This is a genomic window from Xanthomonas hortorum pv. pelargonii (assembly GCF_024499015.1).
GTDB lineage: Bacteria > Pseudomonadota > Gammaproteobacteria > Xanthomonadales > Xanthomonadaceae > Xanthomonas > Xanthomonas hortorum_B.
Genome location: NZ_CP098604.1, coordinates 636755 through 658971, shown reverse-complemented (window position 1 = coordinate 658971; position 22217 = coordinate 636755). Strand labels below are relative to the sequence as shown.

General features: G+C 64.2%; 19 protein-coding genes and 1 tRNA gene. 10 read left to right on the top strand and 10 right to left on the bottom strand.

Annotated features, from left to right (window positions below):
* Positions 1–53: 53 nt before the first annotated feature.
* A complete protein-coding gene (locus NDY25_RS02910) occupies positions 54–905 on the bottom strand; it encodes an AraC family transcriptional regulator (protein ID WP_256627757.1) in 852 nt (283 codons plus the stop codon).
* On the bottom strand, positions 902–1030 hold the full coding sequence (locus tag NDY25_RS02905) for a hypothetical protein (RefSeq protein ID WP_256627756.1): 129 nt from the start codon (positions 1028–1030) through the stop codon (positions 902–904). The genes NDY25_RS02910 and NDY25_RS02905 overlap by 4 nt, the downstream gene beginning before the upstream one ends.
* On the opposite strand from NDY25_RS02905, the gene NDY25_RS02900 reads away from it, so the two are divergent.
* Genes NDY25_RS02900 through NDY25_RS02885 form a run of 4 tightly spaced genes read left to right on the top strand, consistent with a single transcriptional unit; the run spans position 1029 to position 5771 of the window.
* Entirely contained in the window at positions 1029–1469 is a 441-nt protein-coding gene (locus NDY25_RS02900) for a MarR family winged helix-turn-helix transcriptional regulator (RefSeq protein WP_006453275.1), read from the top strand. The two genes, NDY25_RS02905 and NDY25_RS02900, sit on opposite strands and share 2 nt — an antisense overlap.
* 23 nt (positions 1470–1492) lie before the next feature.
* Entirely contained in the window at positions 1493–2980 is a 1488-nt protein-coding gene (locus NDY25_RS02895; RefSeq protein ID WP_168959402.1) for an AdeC/AdeK/OprM family multidrug efflux complex outer membrane factor, read from the top strand.
* Between the two features lie 10 nt (positions 2981–2990).
* Positions 2991–4184, top strand: a complete 1194-nt coding sequence (locus NDY25_RS02890) for an HlyD/EmrA/EmrK family protein (protein WP_168959365.1) — start codon at positions 2991–2993, stop codon at positions 4182–4184.
* A 6-nt stretch (positions 4185–4190) separates the two neighbouring features.
* The gene (locus NDY25_RS02885; protein ID WP_168959364.1) at positions 4191–5771 is read left to right on the top strand and encodes a DHA2 family efflux MFS transporter permease subunit; all 1581 of its coding nucleotides are present in this window, start codon (positions 4191–4193) and stop codon (positions 5769–5771) included.
* 330 nt (positions 5772–6101) lie between these two features.
* Here NDY25_RS02885 and NDY25_RS02880 read toward each other — a convergent pair whose 3' ends face one another.
* The 4 genes from NDY25_RS02880 to NDY25_RS02865 form a co-directional block, all read right to left on the bottom strand.
* The gene (locus tag NDY25_RS02880) at positions 6102–6674 is read right to left on the bottom strand and encodes a DUF2884 family protein (RefSeq protein WP_168959363.1); all 573 of its coding nucleotides are present in this window, start codon (positions 6672–6674) and stop codon (positions 6102–6104) included.
* A gap of 63 nt (positions 6675–6737) precedes the next feature.
* Positions 6738–6824 (bottom strand) — tRNA-Leu (locus NDY25_RS02875).
* A gap of 142 nt (positions 6825–6966) precedes the next feature.
* Entirely contained in the window at positions 6967–9147 is a 2181-nt protein-coding gene (locus NDY25_RS02870) for a beta-glucosidase family protein (protein WP_425510789.1), read from the bottom strand.
* Positions 9148–9327: 180 nt separating this feature from the next.
* Positions 9328–11097: a M14 family metallopeptidase gene (locus tag NDY25_RS02865; RefSeq protein ID WP_168959361.1), complete on the bottom strand. Its 1770-nt coding sequence runs from the start codon at positions 11095–11097 to the stop codon at positions 9328–9330.
* 296 nt (positions 11098–11393) lie between these two features.
* On the opposite strand from NDY25_RS02865, the gene NDY25_RS02860 reads away from it, so the two are divergent.
* Both NDY25_RS02860 and NDY25_RS02855 read left to right on the top strand, forming a co-directional pair.
* Positions 11394–12959: a POT-type proton-dependent oligopeptide transporter gene (locus tag NDY25_RS02860; RefSeq protein WP_168959360.1), complete on the top strand. Its 1566-nt coding sequence runs from the start codon at positions 11394–11396 to the stop codon at positions 12957–12959.
* Positions 12960–12966: 7 nt separating this feature from the next.
* The gene (locus tag NDY25_RS02855) at positions 12967–13575 is read left to right on the top strand and encodes a rhomboid family intramembrane serine protease (protein ID WP_006450868.1); all 609 of its coding nucleotides are present in this window, start codon (positions 12967–12969) and stop codon (positions 13573–13575) included.
* Between the two features lie 147 nt (positions 13576–13722).
* Here NDY25_RS02855 and NDY25_RS02850 read toward each other — a convergent pair whose 3' ends face one another.
* A complete protein-coding gene (locus NDY25_RS02850; protein WP_006450869.1) occupies positions 13723–13911 on the bottom strand; it encodes a hypothetical protein in 189 nt (62 codons plus the stop codon).
* Between the two features lie 227 nt (positions 13912–14138).
* On the opposite strand from NDY25_RS02850, the gene NDY25_RS02845 reads away from it, so the two are divergent.
* The 3 genes from NDY25_RS02845 (at position 14139) to NDY25_RS02835 (ending at position 15888) form a co-directional block, all read left to right on the top strand.
* On the top strand, positions 14139–14426 hold the full coding sequence (locus tag NDY25_RS02845) for a GNAT family N-acetyltransferase (RefSeq protein ID WP_115038067.1): 288 nt from the start codon (positions 14139–14141) through the stop codon (positions 14424–14426).
* 49 nt (positions 14427–14475) lie between these two features.
* Complete coding sequence (locus NDY25_RS02840; protein ID WP_168959359.1) at positions 14476–15321, top strand: DUF3298 and DUF4163 domain-containing protein; 846 nt, start codon at positions 14476–14478, stop codon at positions 15319–15321.
* A gap of 66 nt (positions 15322–15387) precedes the next feature.
* Positions 15388–15888: a MarR family winged helix-turn-helix transcriptional regulator gene (locus NDY25_RS02835; protein WP_168959358.1), complete on the top strand. Its 501-nt coding sequence runs from the start codon at positions 15388–15390 to the stop codon at positions 15886–15888.
* Positions 15889–15981: 93 nt separating this feature from the next.
* Here NDY25_RS02835 and NDY25_RS02830 read toward each other — a convergent pair whose 3' ends face one another.
* A complete protein-coding gene (locus NDY25_RS02830; RefSeq protein ID WP_180336588.1) occupies positions 15982–18180 on the bottom strand; it encodes a M3 family metallopeptidase in 2199 nt (732 codons plus the stop codon).
* 496 nt (positions 18181–18676) lie between these two features.
* On the opposite strand from NDY25_RS02830, the gene NDY25_RS02825 reads away from it, so the two are divergent.
* Positions 18677–19162, top strand: a complete 486-nt coding sequence (locus NDY25_RS02825; RefSeq protein ID WP_168959357.1) for a glutathione peroxidase — start codon at positions 18677–18679, stop codon at positions 19160–19162.
* 162 nt (positions 19163–19324) lie between these two features.
* Here the strand turns inward: NDY25_RS02825 and NDY25_RS02820 are convergent, their stop codons facing one another.
* Both NDY25_RS02820 and NDY25_RS02815 read right to left on the bottom strand, forming a co-directional pair.
* On the bottom strand, positions 19325–20104 hold the full coding sequence (locus NDY25_RS02820; protein WP_023903476.1) for a ferredoxin--NADP reductase: 780 nt from the start codon (positions 20102–20104) through the stop codon (positions 19325–19327).
* 230 nt (positions 20105–20334) lie between these two features.
* Positions 20335–22215, bottom strand: coding sequence for an ABC transporter ATP-binding protein (locus NDY25_RS02815; RefSeq protein ID WP_256627755.1), 1881 nt, complete (start codon positions 22213–22215; stop codon positions 20335–20337).
* Positions 22216–22217 lie beyond the last annotated feature (2 nt).

Below are 22217 nucleotides of genomic sequence, written 5' to 3'. Positions count from 1 at the left end.
AGGTCCTACGAAAGAGGAACCCGCGCGCCAGGCGCGAGCTCGAAGAGCGCCGATTATCCGGATGCGGCGGGGGATGCCAAGCCGCGCGCGTGGCCACCGGCCAGATAACGCGTAGGCGGGGCGCCGAAATGGCGGTGGAACACGCTGACGAAAGCGCTGGGGCTGCTGTAGCCGAGCTGGTCGGCGACCTGTGCCACCGCGCTGCCCTGACTCAAGCGCCGCAGGCCTCCGGCGAGCCTGGCCTGCTGCCGCCACTGCGCGAAACTCAGCCCGGTCTCGCTGCGGAAGTGCCGGCTCAGACTGCGCGGCGACAGCCCGCCCCAATCGGCCCAGGCATCCAGCGGGCGCGGGTCGGCGGGGGTGTCGAGCAACTGGCGGGCGATACGCAGCAGCCGGCGGTCGGCCGGCATCGGCAGGTGAAGGTGGTCGATCTGGACCTGGCATAGCTCGTCCAGCAGCACAGCGGCCAGCCGTTGCTGGGCGCTATCCAGCGGCTGATCCAGCGGCCAACTGGCGGCGCGCATGATGACTTCGCGGGCGAGCCCGGTCAGCCGGATCACCCCGCCCTGGGCGGGCAGGGCGGCGCAGGCATCCGGCCGCACCACCACGCCCCAGCCGCGCATCGGCCCGGCCAGCTCCACGGTGTGCTGCTGGCCGGGCGGCATCCAGCCGGCGCAGCCCGGCGGCAACGAGAGGGTGCCCTGTTCGGTATGCACGGTCAGTACGCCGTGCTCCACATACATCAGCTGGCCGCGCACATGCGCGTGCGGGGCGGTCTCCGGTGCCCATACCGCGTGCAGATCGGCCAGGAAGGCGATCACTTCCGGACCATCGGCCCACTCGAAGCTGGCGCGCACGCCCGGCGGCAAGGCATCGACCGTCGTTGGCGGGTTTTCGATAGTCATTGGCGCAATTGTATTACCAGGCCAGCCAGACCCGCGCGTATCGTGGCGATCCTTGCAGGCGGTTTAATCCCTTTCGACATATTTTCATTGACAAATATATATTTCGGAATAAAATAGCCGGCCATGAACGATCTCTCCTCCACCTCGCCGTCGTTCGGCTTGTTGCTGCGCCAGGTGCGCGACGCGCTGATGCGGCAGCTTGATGCCGAGATGAAGGGCGAACTGCCCGACTTCGGCTTCAGCCACTACGTTGGCTTGAAGATCCTGGCGGTGCGCTCGCCGTGCACGGCCAACGAACTGGCGCTGGCGCTGGACCAGACCCCGAGCGCGGTGACCCGGCTGCTCGACAAGCTCGAAGCGCTGGGCGCGGTGCGGCGCGAGCCGCATGCGCAGGATCGGCGCGCGCTGCAGATCGTCATGACCGAACAGGGCGTGGCCTTGTGGGAGCGCCTGAAGCTGCGCGGCGAACGCGCCATCGAGCACGGTCTGCGCGATCTGGCCGCGCCCGAGCGCGAACAACTCACCTCTCTTCTCATCCGTGTCCGCGATGCACTCAACTCATGAACGCTGCTAGTTCCTCGATCCAGATGTTGCGCCTGCGCTCAACGCGCTTTGCGCGGCCGCTTGTGCTCACCGCCTTGACGCTGGCATTGGCCGCCTGCGCGAGCAGTCGTGGGCTGGCCCCGCAAGGCGCCGTGCTGGAACCGGGCGCGCTGCATGCCGAGCGCACCCTGGCGCAGACCACCCTGAGCCCGGCGGCGTGGCCGGCCAGCGATTGGTGGCGCGCCTTGGGCGATCCGCAATTGAACGCGCTGATTGCCGAAGGCCTGCAGCACAGCCCCAGCCTGGCTGCGGCCGATGCGCGCTTGCGCCAGGCGCAGGCACGCATCGGTACCGCGCAGGCCGACCGCGGCCCGAGCCTGTCGGTGTCCGGTGGCTATGCCGGCGTGCAGTTGCCCGAATCGGTGGTGGGCGACGAACGCGGCGGCAAGTTCGGCGGCAACGGCCAGGTAGTGCTGGATTTCCGCTACGGCGTGGACCTGTGGGGCGGCAAGCGCGCCGCCTGGGAAGCCGCAGTGGACCAGGCACATGCGTCCGATGTGGATGCGCAGGCGGCCCGCCTGAACCTGTCGGCGGCGATCGCCGAAGCCTATGCCCAGCTCGATTATGCGTGGCGTTTGCACGATGTGGCCAACGATGAGCTGATGCGCGCGCAGAAGACCCTGGACCTCACCCGGCAACGTCGTGGCGCCGGCATCGACAGCGAATTGCAGGTGCGTCAGTCGCAGGCGCGCGTGCCGGCTGCGCAACAGCAGCTGCAATCTGCGCAGCAGCAGATCGACGAAGCGCGCACGGCGTTGGCCGCGTTGGTCGGGCAGGGCCCGGACCGCGGGCTGGATATCGCGCGCCCCACCTTGAGCAGCGCAGGCGCGCTGCAATTGCCAAGTGCGTTGCCGGCCGAGTTGTTGGGTCATCGCCCCGATGTGGTCGCTGCGCGCTGGCGCGTTGAAGCGGCCGATAAAAACATTGCGGTCGCCAAGACGCGCTTCTATCCCAGCTTCAACATCACCGCGTTGGGCGGGCTGGTGAACCGGGATGTCGGCCAGTTGCTGGAAAGTGCATCGCTGTTCGGCGTGGTCGCCCCGGCCTTGAGCTTGCCGATTTTCGATGGCGGCAAGCTGCGCGCCAATCTGGCCGGCAGCGATGCGCAGTACGACCTGGCGGTGGCCGACTACAACCAGAAGGTGCTCGATGCGCTGCGCGAGGTGGCCGACCAGATCAACGCAGTGCGTTCGCTGGAGCAGCGCGCACGCTCGCAGGACGACGCCGTGCAGACCGTCACTGCCGCCTTCGACCTCGCACAGCAGCGCTACCGCGCCGGCATCGGCAGCTATCTGGAAGTGCTCAGCGTGCAGGAGCAATTGCTGCTCGCACGCCAGCGCATGGCCAGCCTGCAATCGCAACAACTGTTGGCCTCGGTGAGGTTGCAGCGCGCCTTGGGCGGCGGATTCACGCCGGAACCTGCGCGCGACACTGCACACGCCGCGACCACTTCCGCACAACCGAATTCCTGAGACAGCGACGATGAGCCAGACGACTGCAACTTCTTCCCAACCTGCGCCGGCCGCGCCCAGCAAGCGCCGTGCGGCGCTGCGCATTGTGGCCATTGTGGTGATCCTGGCGATCATCGGTCTTGTGGTGTGGTACTTCCTGGTCGGCCGCTGGCACGAAGAGACCGACGACGCGTACGTGCAGGGCAACCAGGTACAGATCACCCCGATGGTGGGCGGCACGGTGGTCAGCATCGGCGCCGAAGACGGCATGCGCGTGGAGCGCGGCCAGTTGCTGGTGCAGCTGGATCCGGCCGATACCGCAGTCGCATTGCAGCAGGCCGAAGCCAACCTGGCCAAGACCGTGCGTCAGGTGCGCGGTCTGTACCGCAGCGTGGAAGGCGCGCAGGCCGAATTGTCCTCGCGCGAGGTCACGTTGCGCAGTGCGCGCGCCGACTTCGCACGGCGTAAGGATCTGACTGCCAGCGGCGCGATTTCCAACGAAGAACTGGCGCATGCCCGCGAAGAACTCGCTGCTGCCGAAGCGGCGGTGAGCGGTTCGCGCGAGAGCTTCGAGCGTAATCGCGCCTTGGTGGATGACAGCGCGGTGGCGAATCAGCCAGACGTGCAGACGGCCGCCGCGCAGCTGCGTCAGGCCTATCTCAACCATGCGCGCACCGGTGTGATTGCGCCGGTGTCCGGTTACGTGGCGCGTCGTTCGGCGCAGCTCGGCCAGCGTGTGCAGCCCGGTAGCGTGCTGATGGCGGTGGTGCCGCTGGAGCAGGTGTGGGTGGAAGCCAATTTCAAGGAAACCCAGCTCAAGCACATGCGTCTGGGCCAGCCGGTGGAGCTGCATTCGGATCTGTACGGCGGTGGCGTGAACTACACCGGCCGCATCGAAAGCCTGGGCCTGGGCACCGGCAGCGCGTTCTCGCTGTTGCCGGCGCAAAATGCCAGCGGCAATTGGATCAAGATCGTGCAGCGCGTGCCGGTGCGCATTGCGGTGGATGCCAAGCAACTGGCCGGTAACCCGCTGCGCATCGGTTTGTCGATGAAGGTCGAGGTCAATCTGCACGATCAGCAGGGCAGCGTGTTGCCGACCAAGTTCGCCAACGGCGCGGTGTTTTCCACCGACGTGTATGCGCAGCAGTTGCAGGCTGCCGACGCGGATATCCAACGCATCATCCAGGACAACCTGCCCGCGCAGGCTGTTTCCAAGGCGGGCTAAGCCAGCATGTCTTCGCAAGCTCCCACCGCGCCCGGCGGCCCCTCGGCGCCTGCGCCCGCCGCCGGCTTTCGCCCGGCGAGCGTGGCGTTGTGCACCGTGGGCCTGGCGATGGCCTCGTTCATGCAGGTGCTGGACACCACCATCGCCAACGTGTCGTTGCCGACCATCGCCGGCAATCTCGGTGCCAGTTCGCAGCAGGCCACCTGGGTCATCACGTCGTTTGCGGTCAGCACCGCGATCGCCTTGCCGCTGACCGGTTGGCTGAGTCGGCGTTTTGGCGAGACCAAGTTGTTCGTATGGTCGACGCTGGCCTTCACCGTTGCTTCGTTGCTGTGCGGGCTGGCCCAGAGCATGGGCATGCTGGTGGTGTCGCGTGCGCTGCAGGGGTTTGTTGCCGGGCCGATGTACCCGATCACCCAGAGTCTGCTGGTGTCGATCTATCCACGCGAAAAACGCGGGCAGGCGCTCGCCTTGCTGGCGATGATCACAGTGGTGGCACCGATCGCCGGCCCGATCCTGGGTGGCTGGATCACCGACAACTACAGCTGGGAATGGATCTTTCTGATCAACGTGCCGCTGGGCATCATCGCCAGCAGCATTGTCGGCTCGCAGTTGCGCCATCGCCCCGAGCAGCTTGAAAAGCCGCGCATGGATTACATCGGTCTGATCCTGTTGGTGGTCGGTGTCGGCGCGCTGCAGCTGGTGCTGGATCTGGGCAACGACGAGGATTGGTTCTCTTCCGACAAGATCGTGGTGCTGGCCTGCATCGCTGCGGTGGCGCTGGTGATATTCGTGATCTGGGAGCTCACCGACAAGGACCCCATCGTCGATCTCAAGCTGTTCCGGCATCGCAATTTTCGCGCCGGCACGCTGGCGATGGTGGTGGCGTATGCGGCGTTTTTCAGCGTGAGTCTGCTGATCCCGCAATGGCTGCAGCGCGACATGGGCTACACCGCGATCTGGGCTGGCCTGGCCACCGCACCGATCGGCATCCTGCCGGTGCTGATGACGCCATTCGTGGGCAAATACGCGCTGCGGTTCGACCTGCGCATGCTCGCTACCGTGGCCTTCATCTTTCTGTCGTTCACCAGCTTCCTGCGCTCCAACTTCAACCTGCAGGTGGACTTCAACCACGTGGCCACCGTGCAGTTGGTGATGGGCGTGGGCGTGGCGTTGTTCTTCATGCCGGTGCTGCAGATTCTGCTGTCGGATCTGGACGGGCGCGAGATCGCGGCAGGCTCGGGCCTTGCCACCTTCCTGCGCACCTTGGGCGGCAGCTTTGCCGCATCGCTTACCACGTATCTGTGGGCACGTCGCACCCAGGTGCACCACGCGCACATCACCGAGCACATTTCGGTGTACACGCCGGGCATGCAGGAACAGGTCGCCGCAATGGGGCAGGGCGACCTGCAACGCGGCGCGGCATCGCTCAACAACATGATTAATCACCAGGCCTCGCAGATGGGCTTCAACGACATCTTCTACCTGCTCGGCTGGACGTTCCTGGCGATCATCTTCTTCCTGTGGCTGGCCAAACCGCCGTTTGGTGCGGGTGCCGGTGGTGCGGCGGCTGGTGGTGGGCATTGAGCGCGGATGACAAGGCGGCGTAGCTAAAGCTGCTAAGAAACGACTTCGCGCTGGTCTACTGCAGAGCGGATGATCTGCGACTTGGCTGCAGGGCCCTTGCCCGCCCACCCTCGCGGGACACGCTGCAAGTACGTCCATGTAGCTCTTACGCGGCATCCATGCCGCGTAAGGTCCCCCGAGGGTGGGCGGGCAAGGGCCAGCCGGATTATCGGTGTGCGTAGTGCTTCTCAAAGCAATCAGCAAAGCTGTGTCGGAGAAACTCATCGCCTTCGCGCTGCAGTCGTCTGTCGATCACGACACGCAACTGGTGGCCGATGCGCTGCGTGCCGATCAAGCGCGTTCACGCAGCCTCTCGATCTTGCGGGCATTGAGCGCGCTGCCTGTCATGACCTCGATGACACCGCCGAGTGCGTCGTAACTGAGGTCGATCACGTCGTGCGCAATGCCTGCGACCTGCGGCATCAGTGCGCGGGTCTGCTGTTCCATCTCCCACAAGCGTCGTGCATCGGCCGCACTGATCTGCTGCACCTTGTGGTCGATGCTCAGTTCGCCGCCGTGGAAGAAAATTTCGCGCGGCCAATCGCTGTCGCGGTAAAGCCAGATACCGCCGCTGTCGGCGAGCACATTGAACGGCGTGCTGAGACCGCATTGGTGCGAAGACACATGCGCGCGATGGCGAGGAGCATCGTGCTTGTCGGTCTGGTCTGCCCGTGCATGCGGGCTGAAAACGGCAGCTAGCAAGGCAAGCCAGAGGAGGGTGCGCATGGAGCGGGCTGCGGTCGTGAAGGCGTCAAGCATCGTCGCCAAAGCCGCAACAGGTGGTCGCGTGTCGAAAGTCACTGCCAGCGCGGGCCTGGCGCTGCCCATCGGCAGCGTCACCAATGCCGACAGACCATCGTCCAATCGTATGGACCAAACGCAAAAAACCCAGCCTGAGCGGGGTTTTTTACGATCTACTGTGAGTCGTGGTGCCCAGGAGAGGACTCGAACCTCCACGAAGTTGCCCCCGCTAGCACCTGAAGCTAGTGCGTCTACCAATTCCGCCACCTGGGCGACTCAGGGGGCGAATTGTGCAAGTTGCGCACGAAGCTGTCAACGCATCTCGCACAATTTCTTCGTGATCGCTGGCGCCTGCCGGCGGCTTGAGAAGACGGCATGGCGGACGCGCGCAATGTACGCCCGCCGCGACACAGGATTACGGCAGTTGCGCCGCCTGCACCGTGACCTCCTCACTCTGCACCGGTTCGCTTGCCGAACGCGCCAGCTGCACGCGGTAGGTGCCGGCCGCGATGTTCCAGTGACGTGCCTTGGCATCGAAGTCGGCCAGCGTCTTGGGTTCGGCGATCACCTGCACGTTGCGCTTTTCGCCAGGCTTGAGGGTGAGCTTCTGCCAGCCGATCAGGCGCAGTGGGGTGGCGTGGCCGTCGGGCAAGGTGAGGTAGAGCTGCGGCACGGCGGCGCCTTCGCGCGGGCCGATGTTTTCCACTTCGAAGCTCGCCGTGAGCTGGCTGCCGTTGGCCTCCACGCGCAGCCCGCCCATGCGGAACTGGGTGTACGACAGGCCGTGGCCGAACGGGTAACGCGGGGTCAGCTTGCGCGCGGCGAACCACTTGTAGCCGACGTTGGCACCTTCGATGGCGTAGTCGATGGTGTCTTCGCCCGGCTTGGCCGGCTTGAAGCCCAGGCCCGGGATCGACGGGCGCGGCAGCTGCGATTCGTCCACCGGCCAGGTCACCGGCAGATGACCGGACGGATTGACGGCGCCTGTCAGCAGGTTGGCGATCGCCTCGCCACCGCCGATGCCCGGATACCACGCCTGCAACACCGCCGGCACGCGCTCGGCCCAGGGCATGCGCACCGGGCCGTTGGTTTCCAGCACCACGGTGGTCTTGGGGTTGGCCTTGGCCACCGCTTCGATGAGTGCGTCCTGGTTGTCGGGCAACTGCATGTCCGGCAGGTCCACCGATTCGGCGGCCCATTGGGTGGCGAACACGATCGCCACATCGGCGGCCTTGGCGGCGCGTGCAGCGGCAGCGCGGTCCTTGCCGTCGACATAATCGATCTGCACGTTCGGCAATGCGGCGCGCAGCGCCTGCAACGGCGAGGACGGATGGATGATCACCGGGCCAGGCCAGGTGGTCGGGGTGAGGCCGGGCACCGCGTTGCCGCCGTTGATGGTGTAGTCCACGCGCGAGGAACCGCCGCCGGACATCACGCCCTTGTCGGCGTACCCACCGATCACCGCGATGCGGCGCACGTCCTTGGACAACGGCAAGGTCGCCTGCTCGTTACGCAGCAGCACGCTGCCTTCTTCGGCGACATGTTGCGCGGCCAACAGCCCGGCCTTGCCATCGATCGGCTGGCGCTGGGTTGGATGATCGAACGCGCCATGCGCGAACAGGCTGCGCAGCACGCGCTTGACCATGTCGTCGAAGCGCGCGCGCGGCACCACGCCGGCCGACACCGCCATCCGCAACGGCGCATCGAAGAACACTGCCGCATCGAATACTTCGCCGGCCGATTGCTGATCCAGCCCGGCCAACGCCGCCTTGGAGCCGCTGTGCACGCCGCCCCAATCGGACATCACGTAACCGGGGTATTTCCATTCCTGCTTGAGTACCTGATTGAGCAGGTAATCATGCTCGCAGCCGTAGATGCCGTTGATCTTGTTGTAGGAGCACATCACCGAGGCGGGGTCGCCGATCTTCAACGCGATCTCGAATGCCAGCAGATCCGATTCGTGCATCGCCTGCTCGCCGATCTCGGCACTATGGAAGTTGCGCCGCGTTTCCATATCGTTGAGCGCGAAGTGCTTCATCGTCGACAGCACATGCTCGCTCTGAACACCGCGAATCGATTCGCCAACCATCGTGCCGGCCAGCAGCGGGTCTTCGCCGGCATATTCGAAATTGCGCCCGTTGCGCGGGTCGCGCTGCAGGTTGACGCTGCCGGCCAGCAAGACATTGAAGCCCTGCTGCCAGGATTCGCGGCCCATGGTCTTGCCGCCGGCATAGGCCAGCTGCGGATTCCAGCTTGAGGCGGTCGAGGGGCCGGACGGCATCGCAGTGGCGAAGTCGCCCTTGCGAATGCCGCCCGGATTGGTCACGCCCACGCCAGCGTCGGCCAGCTGCTGCGCCGGAATGCCCAGGCGCGGGATGCCGGGCACGTAGCCGGCCGAGCCCAGCGCGCCCTCGGGCTTGGGAATCTTGTCGGTGCCCAGGCCGAAGTAGCTGCGCAGCATCTGGAATTTTTCGTCTTCGCTCATCTGCGCCAGCAGGCGGTCGGCGCGCTGATCCGCAGTCAAGGCGGTGTCCATCCACGGCTGCGCCGCAGCGGCGGGTTGTGCGCTGAGCGGGGCGGCAAACGCGACGCTCATGCCGAGTGCAATGGCGAGCGTGAGACGGCGCGGCGCGGCGTATGTAAACGTTTTCATATCGGGGTGTGGCACGGGTGGTCCTTGTGGTGCGGTTGCAATCAGGGGAGGGCACCGCAGTGCCCAAGTTCGAATGGCGCGCGTGCGCGCCGAATCAGGGGGTTGCTGTAATCGGACGCGGCATCAGAACTGCGTCTGTGCCGTGCGCAACACCGGATACAAGCGGTAGCGCTCGTCCCAGGAGGAATGCAAGCGGGCGAAGAATTCCAGGCGTGCTTTCGGGTCGGCGGCGAAGGCGGCATCGCTGGCCAGGCGCTGCTCGAATTGCGCCTTCACTGCCGGGTCGCGCTCTAGCATGTCGCGCGCAACATCCTCCGCGACATAGTCCTCCATGTATTCCTTGCGCTCGAATGCGGTGTTGAACAGACCCCATTGCAGCATCGAATCCGGCGCCTGCGGTTTCAGCATCGCCATCACCAGGCGCGACCTGGCCTGGGCGATCGGGACGAACAACGAGCCGGCCGGCACGCTGCGAGTTTCATCGCGCCATTGGCCGGCGATTTCCAGGTTCTGATGGCCTTCATTGGAGCGTGCGGCAAACGTTGCCTTGTCGGCACGGAAGCTTTGTACCGGATACTCGCCAGCAGTGGCGATGGTGTCGAAGGTGATGCCGTGCAGGCGTAGTTTTTCCGCCACCAGCGCGGCCTGCGCGGCAGGCACCAGATAGCCGCCGCGCGGTGCATCGATCACCACGTCGGGGGTGATCTGATCGCGTAACGGCACTTTCCAGATCTGTGGTCTGGTCTCGTCGTAGCGCGTCATCAACGCGCCGGAAATCGGCGAAGGCGTGCGCGTGTAGGCGTAGCCGCGGAAGGCAACAGTGCGTGCGCCCGGGCCGGCAGCGAAGCTCAACGGCTCCATTTCGCCAGCCAGTTTGGTGGCACGCTGATCGGCTGCCAGCGCATCGGCGCGCCACTTCGTACCGTTGCGCGCGGTCTGCTGCAGCACCGAGACGATCGCGTTGCGGGTGACGCGCACACGCACCGGGTAGGTCTTCCACGAATGCGTTTCCACCAGCATGCCGAAGCGGTTGCGTAGCAGGAAATAGCCATGCGAGAACCGCGGCGGCGACACGTCGTCGGCAAAGCCGGAGGTCGGGTCGTCTTCGTGCACGAACGAGGGGTAATACGGCAGCGGCAGCGAGCCCTGTTTGGCCAGATCGGCAATCACCGCATCGCGCCAGCGGGTGCCGTCGCGTTGCAACGTGGCATCGCCGGCATGCACCGGTTCCACCTGCACCGAGACATCGTGTTCGAACTTGGCGCCATCGGTGACATGCAGGTCCACATACATCAACGGATCCCACTGCTGCACCAGCCGCAGCATCGCCTGCATTTCCGGCGCGTCGGCCTTGAGGTAGTCGCGATTGAGATTGAGGTTCTGCGCGGTGGTGCGCCAGCCCATCTGTTCGGGGCCGCGTTGATTGGGGCGGTTCCAGGCACCGAAGCGCTCGTGACCGTCGACGTTGAACACCGGCACGAACACCCACACCAGTTTGTCGAGCAGGCCTTTGCCGGCCTTGCCGTCCAGCAACTCGCGCAGCGCCAGAAAGCCCGCATCTTTGCCGTCGATCTCGCCGGCATGGATGCCGCCTTGCACCAGCACCACCGGCAACTTGCGCTGCGCGGCACTGGTCGCATCCAGCGCGCCGCTGGTGGAGACGATCAGCGCCTTCATCGGCCGGCCTTCCGGGGTGGTGCCGAAGTCGATGCAGCGCACCGCCTGCGGGTAGCGCTGCGCGAAGGCATCGCACAGTGCGATGACCTCACCGTAGCGTCCGGTTTGCGCAAAGCCGCTGCGCTCGGCCTGGGTGGTCAGCGGTTCGGCAGCCAGTGCGGCGAGGGCGGTGGTCAGCAGCAACAGGCTCAGGGCCAGGCGGGTGAAGCGGGGCATCCAGCGGTCCAGTGTTCCAGGAAAACGTTTGCAATGTAGCCGAGCCGGCGCAGCGAGCCAATCTGCACTGCGTCATGACTTGCGCGTGATCGGCTTGGCAGCGGGGTTCGATACGTGTTTTTCAGCATGCGCCTGGCCGAACGACTTCCCGAACCGAGCCACGACCGTAGCAACGGCCGCAGCGGGGTCGACGCATACAACGTCCTACACCGAAAGCCTTATCCAATGGTCTCGATGGCGGCCAACCCGCAGCCGCCGGTACGATAGCGCGTGTTTTCTGCTCGACCGGACTGCCTTTGACCACTACCACCTTGCCGGGCTCTACTGCCGGGGCGCAACTGCCGCGCCAGATTCCTTTCATCATCGGCAACGAGGCCTGCGAGCGTTTCAGCTTCTACGGGATGCGCAACATCCTGGTGCAGTTTCTGATCACCTCGCTGCTGTTGCAGGAAGTCGGCGGGCCCGGCCGTGAGGCCGAGGCCAAGCACATCCTGCACAGCTTCATGATCGGGGTGTTTTTCTTTCCGCTGCTCGGTGGCTGGTTGGCCGATCGCTTCTTCGGCAAATACAACACCATTGTGTGGTTCAGCCTGGTGTACTGCGCCGGCCATGCGTGCCTGGCGCTGTTCGAAGGCAGCCGCAACGGATTTTTCGTCGGGCTGGGCTTGATCGCATTGGGCGCGGGCGGCATCAAGCCGCTGGTGGCCTCTTTCATGGGCGACCAGTTCGACCAGTCCAACAAGCACCGGGCCAAGGTGGTATTCGACGCCTTCTACTGGATCATCAACTTCGGCTCGTTGTTCGCTTCGTTGTTGATTCCGTTGGCGCTGAAACATCTGGGCCCGGCATGGGCGTTCGGCATTCCCGGCATCCTGATGTTCGTGGCCACGCTGGTGTTCTGGCTGGGCCGCAAGCGCTATGTGCGGGTGCCGCTGCCACCGAAGGATCCGCATGGCTTCGGCGCGGTGATGCGTACCGCCTTGCTGGCGCACGCGCCGGGGCAGGGCCGTCCCGGCCTGATGCTGGCAGTGGTGTCGGTACTGCTGGCGCTAGCCTGCTTCGCGCTGGTCGAACAGCTCGGCATCGTCATCTGCCTGTGCATGGCGCTGGTGCTGCTGCTGGCGGGCATCGGTGGCGGCACCTGGTGGCAGCTGGAGCGTGCACGCGGTATCCATCCCGATACCGCGGTCGAAGGCGTGCGTGCGTTGCTGCGGGTGCTGGTGATCTTCGCGCTGGTGACGCCGTTCTTCTCGCTGTTCGACCAGAAGGCCTCGACCTGGGTGCTGCAGGGGCGCGAGATGACCATGCCGGCCTGGTTCACCGCCTCGCAGATGCAGGCGCTCAATCCGCTGCTGGTGATGCTGCTGATTCCGTTCAACAACCTGGTGCTGTATCCGCTGCTGCGGCGTGGCGGCTGGGAGCCGACGGCGCTGCGCCGCATGACCTGCGGCATCGCCTTCAGCGGCCTTGCCTGGATCGCGGTCGGTGGCATCCAGATCGGCATGGACGGCGGCGAGCCGATGCATATCGCCTGGCAGATCCTGCCTTATGCGCTGCTAACCTTCGGCGAGGTGCTGGTGTCGGCCACCGGTATCGAGTTCGCCTACAGCCAGGCGCCGCCATCGATGAAGGGCGTGGTGATGAGCTTCTGGTACCTGACCACCACGGTGGGCAATCTATGGGTGCTGTTGTCGAACGTGGCGGTGCGCAACGAGACGGTGACCGCGCATATCGCCGATACTGGGCTCAGCGAAGCGGCATTTCTGATGTTCTTCTTCGCGGCCTTCGCGTTTCTGGCGGCACTGGCCTTCGGCCTGTACGCACGCCGGTATCGCATGGTCGACAATTACCGTTCTGCCTGAGGTCCGCATGATTACCCTGATCCTGATCGCCATCACCGGCATCGTCTCGTGGATGGCGTTCAACAACCGCAAGCTGGCCGACCGGCTGGTGCTTTGGCCGCCGGCGCTGGACAAGCAAAAGCAATACGACCGCCTGGTGACCTACGGCTTCATCCATGCCGACCTGGGCCATCTGGTCTTCAACATGATCACCCTGTTCTTCTTCGGCCGGTACATCGAAGACGTGATGACGCGGCTGAGCGGCAGCGTGCTGACCTATCCGTTGTTCTATCTGAGCGCGCTGGTGGTCTCGATCCTGCCCAGCTATCTGAAGAATCAGAAGAACCCCAATTACCTCAGCCTGGGCGCTTCCGGCGCGGTGTCGGCAGTGTTGTTCGCCTTCATCCTGCTCAAGCCGTGGACGATCATCCTGGTGCTGTTCATTCCGGCGCCGGCGATCATCTATGCGGTCTTCTACGTGGGCTACAGCCTGTGGATGGACCGCCGTGGCGGCGATCGCATCAACCACAGCGCGCATCTGGCCGGTGCGGCCTTCGGTGTGATGTTCATGCTGATCATGGAGCCGCGGGTGTGGCAGGTGTTTCTGGAGCAGCTGTCCAATCCGCGCTTCGGATAAGCGCGTCGGTCTAGCAAGGCTTGCCGAAGGACAGCGTGGCCGTCAGGCGGCGCGGCGGTGATCGGAAATCGTGATGGCGGGGTTGCCTGAGGCAACCGGCCAGGGCCATCGATGCGATTGGCCCTGGCGGGTAACGCGACGCGTGGCTCAGGCCGCGTTGCGTTCCTGGTCGGCAACGGCAGTGCTGCCGTAGGCCTGCTGCAAGCGCTCGTACACCGTATCGTTGAGCTGCGCGAAGTCCGGGTTGTGGGTATCGCCGTTGATGGCGAACTGGAACAAGCCCTCCAGCAACGAGCTATCGCTGTCTGTGCTGTGTCCTGCCGAATCGTTGTTCATGCGGTGACTCCTCGTAGGTAAGGCGAAGACGTCGGCAGATGGCCGGCAACCCGTGCCAGCCGGCCATGCGCAGCGAATGCCTTCGGCTCAGCTATCGGCGCTACGCGAACGAACTTAAGTGCGCCTTCGATGAGCTGCGCTACGTGTCACAGCATCGATTCATTTTCACGCAGGCGCGGCGCCGCGCTGGTCACACTCATCGCCACATTCACTGCCAGACGCAGACCATGATGGAGGCCGCGACAGTGCAGGCAGAACACGATCCGACCCAGCAACGCTTCAGCGTAGACACCGATGGACAACGCGCCGAGCTGGCCTACCGTCTTGAGGGCGAGCGCATGACCATCACGCATACGCATGTGCCGGAGGCGATCGGTGGGCGCGGCATCGCTGCCGTGTTGGTCGAGGCCGCTTTGCATTACGCGCGCCAGGCGGGGTGGAAGGTCGTACCCGAGTGCAGCTACGCCGAGGCGTATGTACGTCGGCATCAACAGTTTCAGGATCTGCTGGCCTAATCGCCGGCAGCGTGTCTTTGCAGCGTGACTTCGATGAGGGGCAGGTGGGATGGGGCGGTTGTTTTCAGTGAATGGAATGCGGGGCGTGCTGATGCTGGCTCTGCTGGCGGGGTGTACACAGCGCGCACCTACAACGGCAGAAACGACGGAGCCGGCAGCGGACGCAACAGCGCAAGCGTTGCCGCCTCCGGAGCCCGTTGTCGTCCAGAGCGGCCCATTGGAAGATGTGATCGAGCATGCGCCTGCCTATATGGTCGGCATCAGCTATCCACGTGGGCTGGATGCGTACCCGGAACTGGCCGCGCTAATCCGTAGCTATTCGCAGGACGCGCGCGCCGAATTGATGGAAGCCGTCTCTGGTCTTGGTAACGACAAACCGGCCGCACCCTATGAGCTGTCGCTGGCGTTCGAGACCGTGCTGCAGACTGCCGATCTGATCGTGGTGTCTGCCGATGGCAGCCGCTACACCGGCGGTGCGCATGGCGAGCCGCTGGTGGCGCGCTTCGTCTGGTTGGTCAAGGAGCGCAAGCAACTGACGGCGCAGGCGCTGATTCCCGACCCGGCGGGCTGGGAAAAGATCGCACGCGAGGTCGCCGCGCAGTTGCACAACGCCGCCGCCCAGCGCGTGGAAGCCGATCGCGTACCGGTCGAGGAGCAGGCCGAACAGGTGGCCTCGGCCGATCGCATGATTGCCGAAGGCACCGCGGCGCAGGTCGACAACTTTGCGCAGTTCGTTCCGGTGCTGAACCCGGCAGGGCAGATCACTGCGCTACGCTTCGTGTTTCCGCCGTATCAGGTGGGGCCGTATTCGGACGGCACGCAGACCGCCGATGTCGCTGCCTCCACATTATTGGCCTGGGTCGCGCCGGAATATGTACATCTCTTCGCTCGCTGAGATGTCACCCCGCAGATGATGTGATTGAATGGCTTGGCCATTCAGTAATGTAATCAAACGGGTGATATGAGTAGTTTCGATCCAACCGCAAGTCGCGTGGACCACACCTGCGTGCGTTACCCGGCGTTCCCGCGGGAGCCGGCTGTCCTGGTGAGGTTGATCAAGCATCTCTACAAGCGACTGCATACGCAGGGCTGTGTGCGGCTGAAGCCTTATGGCATCAGCCCGCCGGAATACGAAATTCTGATGATGCTCTACGGCACGCCGGAGCAATCCATCACGCCTACCGAAGTGGCCGAAGCGGCCAGCGAGAAGCCGGCCAACATCACCCGGCTCACCGATCAGCTCTGCGAAAAGGGCTTGATCGCGCGTGGCAGCAGCCCCGACGATCGGCGCAAGATCATGCTGACGTTGCAGCCGGCAGGCCTGGCCTTGATCAACAGTCTGCTTCCCGATGCCTGCACGCTGTTGAATGCAGAAACTGCCTGCATGAGCGAGGCCGAGCAGGTGCGTCTGGAAAAACTGCTGAGGAAACTGTTGGAAGGTGTGGATGCTGTCGAGCTCTGAACGACAGGCGTCCGGCTTGCCGCAGTACGCGCCACGCATGAAAAACGCGGCCCGGATCACTCCGGGCGGCGTTTTATTTCCCGCAGGTCCCGATTACGGCTTGGACTGCGGTGCTTCCGGCGTAGCGCCATCGCCGCCTTGCGCGCTCAGGCCGCGCTTTTCGAGCAGGGGCTCGATCTGCGGCGCATGCCCGGCGAAGTTCTGGAACAGCTCCATCGCATCCACGCTGCCACCGCGCGAGAGCAGGGTCTGGCGGAAACGATCGCCATTGGCGCGGCTCAACCCGCCATGCTGCTTGAACCACTGCTGGGTGTTGGCGTCGAGCACTTCGGACCAGATGTAGGCGTAATAGCCGGCCGCGTAACCGCCCATGATGTGGCTGAAATATGGCGTCTTGTAGCGCGGCGGCACCGGCGCATAGGCAATGCCGTCCTGCTGCAGGGCCTTGGCTTCGAAGGCCATCACGCCGGCTGCGTCGGGCACCTGGTTGGCGCTGAGTTGGTGCCAGTTCTGATCCAGCATCGCCGCACCCAGATACTCGGTGGTGGCAAAGCCCTGGTTGAACTTGGAGGCCGCAATCACCTTGTCCAGCAGCGCCTGCGGCATCGGCGTGCCGTTCTGGTAATGCTTGGCGTAGTTCTTCAGGATGGACGGCTCGTCGGCCCACATCTCGTTGACCTGCGAGGGGAACTCGACGAAGTCGCGCGGCACGCTGGTACCGGAGAAATACGGGTATTTGACGTCCGAGAACATGCCGTGCAGCGCATGGCCGAACTCATGGAACATGGTGGTCACTTCGTCCCAGGTCAGCAACGTGGGCTGGCCGGTCGGCGGCTTGGGAATATTGAGGTGATTGGCCACCACCGGCTTGAAACCGGTCAGGTCCGACTGCGAGACGTAGGAGTTCATCCACGCGCCGCCGCGCTTGGATTCGCGTGCGTACATGTCGGCGATGAAGATCGCCAGCTGCTTGCCGTCGGCATCGAACACGTCGTAGACGGTGATGTCGTCGCGGTAGGTCGGCAGGTCGGTGCGCTGCTTGAAGGTCAGACCGTATTCCTGGTTGGCCGCATAAAACACGCCGTTTTCCAGCACGTTCTTCAGCTCGAAATACGGCTTGAGCTGCGACTCGTCGAAGTTGTACTTGGCCTGGCGCACCTTCTCGCTGTAGTAGGCCCAATCCCAGGCTTCGAGCTTGAAGCTCGGCTTGCGCGCGGCCTTTTGCTCCTTGTCGATCATCGCCTGCGGATCGGCCGCTTCGCGCTTGGCATTGGCCACTGCCGCTGGCGCCAGCTTGCCCAACATCGCGTTGACCGCTTCCGGGGTCTTGGCGGTCTGGTTTTCCAGCGAGTAGGCGGCGTAGGTGGGGAAGCCGAGCAGCTTGGCCTTGTCTGCGCGCAGCTTCATGATGCGCGCCACCAGCGCGGTGTTGTCGTACTGGCCGCCGTGACTGCCGCGCGACACCGAGGCGTCGTAGATCTTCTTGCGCAGCTCGCGATTCTTCAGCTGGGTCAGCGGCGGCTGGCCGGTGGTGTTGAGCAGCGCAATCACGTACTTGCCGTCGAGCTTGCGCGCCTTGGCCGCTTCGGCGGCAGAGGCAATCTGCTCGGCGGACAGGCCATCGAGCTGCTTGACGTCATCGACGACGACTGCGGCGGCATTCACTTCGGCCAGCACGTTTTGGCTGAAGGTAGTGCCCAGGTTGGCCAGCTCGGCATTCATCGCCTTGAGCGTGGTCTTGTCGGCATCGGAGAGCTTGGCGCCATCGCGTACGAAATCGCTGTGGTACTTCTCGACCAGGCGCACGCCTTGCGCGTCCAGGCCCAGTTTGCTGCGTTGGTCGTACAAGGTCTGGATGCGTGCAAACAGCTTGCTATTGAGCGAGATCGCGTCGCGGTGCGCGGCGAATTTCGCCGAATAATCGGCCTGCAGTTTCTTGCGCGCATCGTTGGTGTCGGCACCGACCAGGTTGAAGAACACCGTGGTGGCGCGATCGAGCGTGGCGCCGCTTTTTTCCAGCGCAATGAGGGTGTTGTCGAAGCTCGGCTTGGCCTTCTGGTTGGCGATCTTTTCCACTTCCTTCAACTGCTCGGTCATGCCGGCGTCGAAGGCGGGAGCAAAATCGCTGTCGGTGATCTTGTCGAACTGCGGGTAATGCAGCGGCAGCGTGCTGTCGGCGAAGAACGGGTTGGCTTGGGTGGCGGCCTGCGTGGCGGCAGGTGCGGCGATGCTGTAGGACGGCATGGCAAGTCCCAGGGAAGCGGCCAGGGCAAAGGCGAGACGGGTGGTCAAGAGAGTGGCTCCAAAGTGCTAACCCCCGAGGCTAACCCAGCCGGCCGGGACAGGCGTGTGACAAAAGGCATGGCTATAGGGTCATTGTGTAGCCAATCCGCGAACGTCGCCGGTGGACAAGGCCGAGCTCGACCAGCTGGTCGGCGGCAGTGCACGCGGGCTCTGCCGTTAGCTGGCGCCGCTGGACCGCGACTCACAAGACGCTGCGTTACCGTGAAATGCCGTAGTCAAACGCTGCGGCGAGGTGCGCCATCTGGGCTGGTCCAATGATTGCTCGCTTGGGTCTCGTTCGTTTGTGGGGCCGCCTGGCGTTTCACCTGCGGCGCCAACAATGATTCGGAGACATTGGATGAAATGTGGGGATGGCCCCAACAGAGCGTCGATCTGTCGCGCCTTTCTGCTGGCGCGCGCGTGCTGAGCACGCGCAGTGCGGATGCAGTGCCGCAATGTCGACAGCTGGGCTACGCTGCAGTTTCCCTGAGCATCCGAGCACGCCATGAGCGACATCTCCACGTTCGAATTCACCGACCTGGACGGTCGCACGCAGTCGATGCGCGACTATGCCGGCAAGGTGCTGCTGGTGGTCAATGTCGCTTCGAAATGCGGCTTTACGCCGCAATACACCGGTTTGCAGTCGGTGTGGCAGCGCTATCGCGAACGTGGCTTGGTGGTAATCGGATTCCCGTGCGATCAGTTCGGCCATCAGGAGCCGGGCGATGCCGCGCAGATCCGCCAGTTCTGCTCGCTCGATTACGCCGTGGATTTTCCGCTGGCTGAGAAGATCGAGGTCAATGGCAGCGGCGCGCATCCGCTGTGGCAGCACCTCAAGCACGAACAGCGCGGCGTCCTGGGCTCGGAAGCGATCAAGTGGAACTTCACCAAGTTCCTGATCGGGCGCGATGGCCGCGTGTTGGAGCGTTATGCGCCGACCACCAAGCCGGAAGCGTTGGCTGCAGATATCGAGCGCGCGCTGGGCGTGTGATCTTGCAGTGCGTGTTGCTCAAACGTAGGAGCGCCCTTGGGCGCGATGAGGCGTGACCGGGAATGCTTCATCGCGCCAAGGGGCGCTCCTACGACGCACGCGCGCTGGCGATGCGGTCTACATAAAACGCCGCACCATCGCTGGCGTTTCACGCGCGCCGCATCACTTCTCGACGAACGCGCGCTCGAAGACGTAATGCCCCGGCGTGCCGATGCGTGGCGAGGTTTCGAAGCCGCGCGCATCCAGCACGTTGCGCAGGTCGGCCAGCATCTGCGGGCTGCCGCAGATCATGAAGCGGTCGTTGGCCGGATCCAGCGGCGGCAAGCCCAGCGTCTGCTGCATGCGGCCGTCTTCCATCAGCTCGGTCAGGCGGCCCCGGTTGGCGAAGTCTTCGCGCGTCACCGCCGGGTAATACAGCAACTTGTCGCGCAGGAGGTCGCCGAGAAATTCGTGCTGCGGCAGCTCGCGCTCGAAGTAGTCGCGGTAGGCCAGATCCTGCACGAAGCGCACGCCCTGGGTCAGGATCACCTTGTCGAAACGCTCGTAGGTTTCCGGATCCTTGATTACCGACAACCACGGCGCCAGGCCGGTGCCGGTGCCCAGCAGGTACAGGTTGCGGCCCGGGTGCAGGTCGCTGATCAGCAGCGTGCCGGTGGGTTTCTTGCCGACCAGTACCTGATCGCCCGGTTTGATGTGCTGCAGCCGCGAGGTGAGCGGGCCGTCCGGCACCTTGATGCTGAAGAACTCCAGATGTTCTTCCCAGTTGGCGCTGGCAATCGAGTACGCACGCAGCAACGGGCGCGTCTCGGTTTCCAGGCCGATCATCACGAATTGGCCGTTCTCGAAACGGAAACCGGCATCGCGGGTCGTGGTGAAGCTGAAGTAGGCGTCGGTCCAGTGACGGACCTCGAGCACCGTTTGGGCGCCGAAAGCGGAAGACATGCCGGTGAGTGTCGTGGGAAGAGTACCTGCCAATTCTACCTCAAGCCGGCCAAATGAGATGAACTCTCATTTAGCTGGGAATGGAGAATCGGGAATCGGGAATCGGGAATGGGGAATGGGTGCAGCTGCCGAAAGATCCCGGACGTTTTCGCATCACCAAGCTCAACAGCCATTAGCTGGGCGGAAACCGCTTCTAACGATTCCCGATTCCCGAATCCCGATTCCCCAAATCACCGATACCCCGCCGCCTGCAACTCGAACAACTCCGCATACCGCCCACCCTGCGCCATCAACTCCGCATGCGTGCCGTTGGCCTCGATGCGGCCAGCGGCCAGCACCAGGATGCGGTCGGCCATGCGTACGCTGGAGAAACGGTGTGAGATCAGCACCGCAGTGCGGTTGTCCGACAATTCCTTGAAACGCTGGAATACCTCGAACTCGCTGCGTGCATCCAGTGCGGCGGTGGGTTCGTCCAGGATCATCAGCTGCGCATCGCGCATGTAGGCGCGTGCGATGGCGATCTTCTGCCATTGCCCGCCGGACAGATCCACGCTGTTCTTGAAGCGTCGGCCGATCAATTGATCGTAGCCATCGGGCAGGCTGTCGATGAGCTCGCCGGCCATCGCGCGCTGGGCGGCGGCCTGGATGCGCGGTGCATCGTCCATCGCATCGACCTGGCCAACGCCGATGTTCTCGCCAACGCTCAGGTGATAGCGCACGAAGTCCTGAAAGATCACGCCCAGGTTGGCGCGCAGATCGTCCAGATCGTAATCGCGCAGGTCCTGACCATCGAGCAGGATGCGGCCTTCGTCGGGGTCGTACAGCCGTGCCAGCAGCTTGACCAGGGTGGTCTTGCCGGCGCCGTTTTCGCCGACCAGCGCCAGCACTTCGCCCGCCCGTAGTTCGAAATCCAGATGCCGCACCGTCCACTGTTCGGCGTCCGGATAGCGAAAGCCCACATCCTCGAACACGAAGCCCTGGCGGATCGGTCGCGGCACCGGCAGCGCATTCGGGCGCGAGCGGATTTCCGGCACGATATTGAAGAACGAATACAGATCGTCCAGATACAAGGCTTGCCCGGCGACCTGCGAAAACCCGATCAGCAGGCCTTCCAGCAACTGCCGCAACCGCAGGAAACTGCCGGCCAGAAAGGTCAGATCGCCGATGCTGAAATCGCCGCGCACGGTGCGCCATGCGATATAGCCATACGCCATGTAATAGCCCAATGTGCCCAGCGCAGCCGGCAGTGCGCCCCACAGTGCGCGCTTGCGTGCCAGCGCGCGATTGGCCTGGAAGAACTTGTCGGCCAGCCGGCGATAGCGCGTGATCAAAAACCGGTGCAGGTTGAGGATCTTGACTTCTTTGGCGGTCTCGACACTGGCGCCGACCTGGCGCAGGTAATCGAGCTGGCGCCGCTCCGGCGTCCACTGGAAGTTGAGCGAATAGCCCAATGCGTTGAAATGCGCCTCGCCGATGAAGGCCGGGATCAGGGCGATGGCCAGCAGCAGGATCAACCACGGTGCATACACCACCAGGCCCACCGCCAGGCTGACCACTGTGATTGCGTCCTGCACCTGGCCGAACAACTGGCTCATCAGGTTCATGCGGTTCATGGTCTGGCGCCGCGCACGATCCAGCTTGTCCTGCCGGTCGGGGTCTTCGAAATCCTCCAGATCCAGCTGCGCGGCGTGTTCCATCAGGCGCACGCTGGCGGCGTTGTTGAACAACTCCGACAGCAGCGCATCGGCGTAGCCGACCAGCCGGCCGAGCAGATCCGAACCGATCGCCAGCGCCAGTTCCAGCGCCAGCAATTCCAGCAGCCGGTTCAGGCGGCCGCTGCTCAGCGCCTGGGTCAGCGAATCGAAGGCCGGCGGTTGGCCAACCAGATGGATCGCCTCGTCGATGATCAGTTTGCCGATGTAGAGCGTGGCCACCGGCATCAACGCGCGCAGCACGCGCAGGCCGATGCTGCTGGCGCTCAGCCAGCGGCTGGTCTGCCAGATCTGGCGCAGAAACGGTGGCAGGTTGCGCAACGCATTCAAACGCTCGCGCAGGGTGGGGCCGGTACGGGGTGCGGCGGGCGCGGTGGCGCCGGAACGGGATGCTGACATTG

Coding starts and splice junctions, on each gene's coding strand:
- NDY25_RS02910 (WP_256627757.1), bottom strand. CDS start 905: ATGACTATCGAAAACCCGCCAACGACGGTCGATGCCTTGCCGCCGGGC.
- NDY25_RS02900 (WP_006453275.1), top strand. CDS start 1,029: ATGAACGATCTCTCCTCCACCTCGCCGTCGTTCGGCTTGTTGCTGCGC.
- NDY25_RS02905 (WP_256627756.1), bottom strand. CDS start 1,030: ATGGCCGGCTATTTTATTCCGAAATATATATTTGTCAATGAAAATATG.
- NDY25_RS02895 (WP_168959402.1), top strand. CDS start 1,493: ATGTTGCGCCTGCGCTCAACGCGCTTTGCGCGGCCGCTTGTGCTCACC.
- NDY25_RS02890 (WP_168959365.1), top strand. CDS start 2,991: ATGAGCCAGACGACTGCAACTTCTTCCCAACCTGCGCCGGCCGCGCCC.
- NDY25_RS02885 (WP_168959364.1), top strand. CDS start 4,191: ATGTCTTCGCAAGCTCCCACCGCGCCCGGCGGCCCCTCGGCGCCTGCG.
- NDY25_RS02870 (WP_425510789.1), bottom strand. CDS start 9,147: ATGAGCGTCGCGTTTGCCGCCCCGCTCAGCGCACAACCCGCCGCTGCG.
- NDY25_RS02865 (WP_168959361.1), bottom strand. CDS start 11,097: ATGCCCCGCTTCACCCGCCTGGCCCTGAGCCTGTTGCTGCTGACCACC.
- NDY25_RS02855 (WP_006450868.1), top strand. CDS start 12,967: ATGATTACCCTGATCCTGATCGCCATCACCGGCATCGTCTCGTGGATG.
- NDY25_RS02850 (WP_006450869.1), bottom strand. CDS start 13,911: ATGAACAACGATTCGGCAGGACACAGCACAGACAGCGATAGCTCGTTG.
- NDY25_RS02845 (WP_115038067.1), top strand. CDS start 14,139: ATGATGGAGGCCGCGACAGTGCAGGCAGAACACGATCCGACCCAGCAA.
- NDY25_RS02840 (WP_168959359.1), top strand. CDS start 14,476: ATGGGGCGGTTGTTTTCAGTGAATGGAATGCGGGGCGTGCTGATGCTG.
- NDY25_RS02835 (WP_168959358.1), top strand. CDS start 15,388: ATGAGTAGTTTCGATCCAACCGCAAGTCGCGTGGACCACACCTGCGTG.
- NDY25_RS02825 (WP_168959357.1), top strand. CDS start 18,677: ATGAGCGACATCTCCACGTTCGAATTCACCGACCTGGACGGTCGCACG.
- NDY25_RS02820 (WP_023903476.1), bottom strand. CDS start 20,104: ATGTCTTCCGCTTTCGGCGCCCAAACGGTGCTCGAGGTCCGTCACTGG.
- NDY25_RS02815 (WP_256627755.1), bottom strand. CDS start 22,215: ATGTCAGCATCCCGTTCCGGCGCCACCGCGCCCGCCGCACCCCGTACC.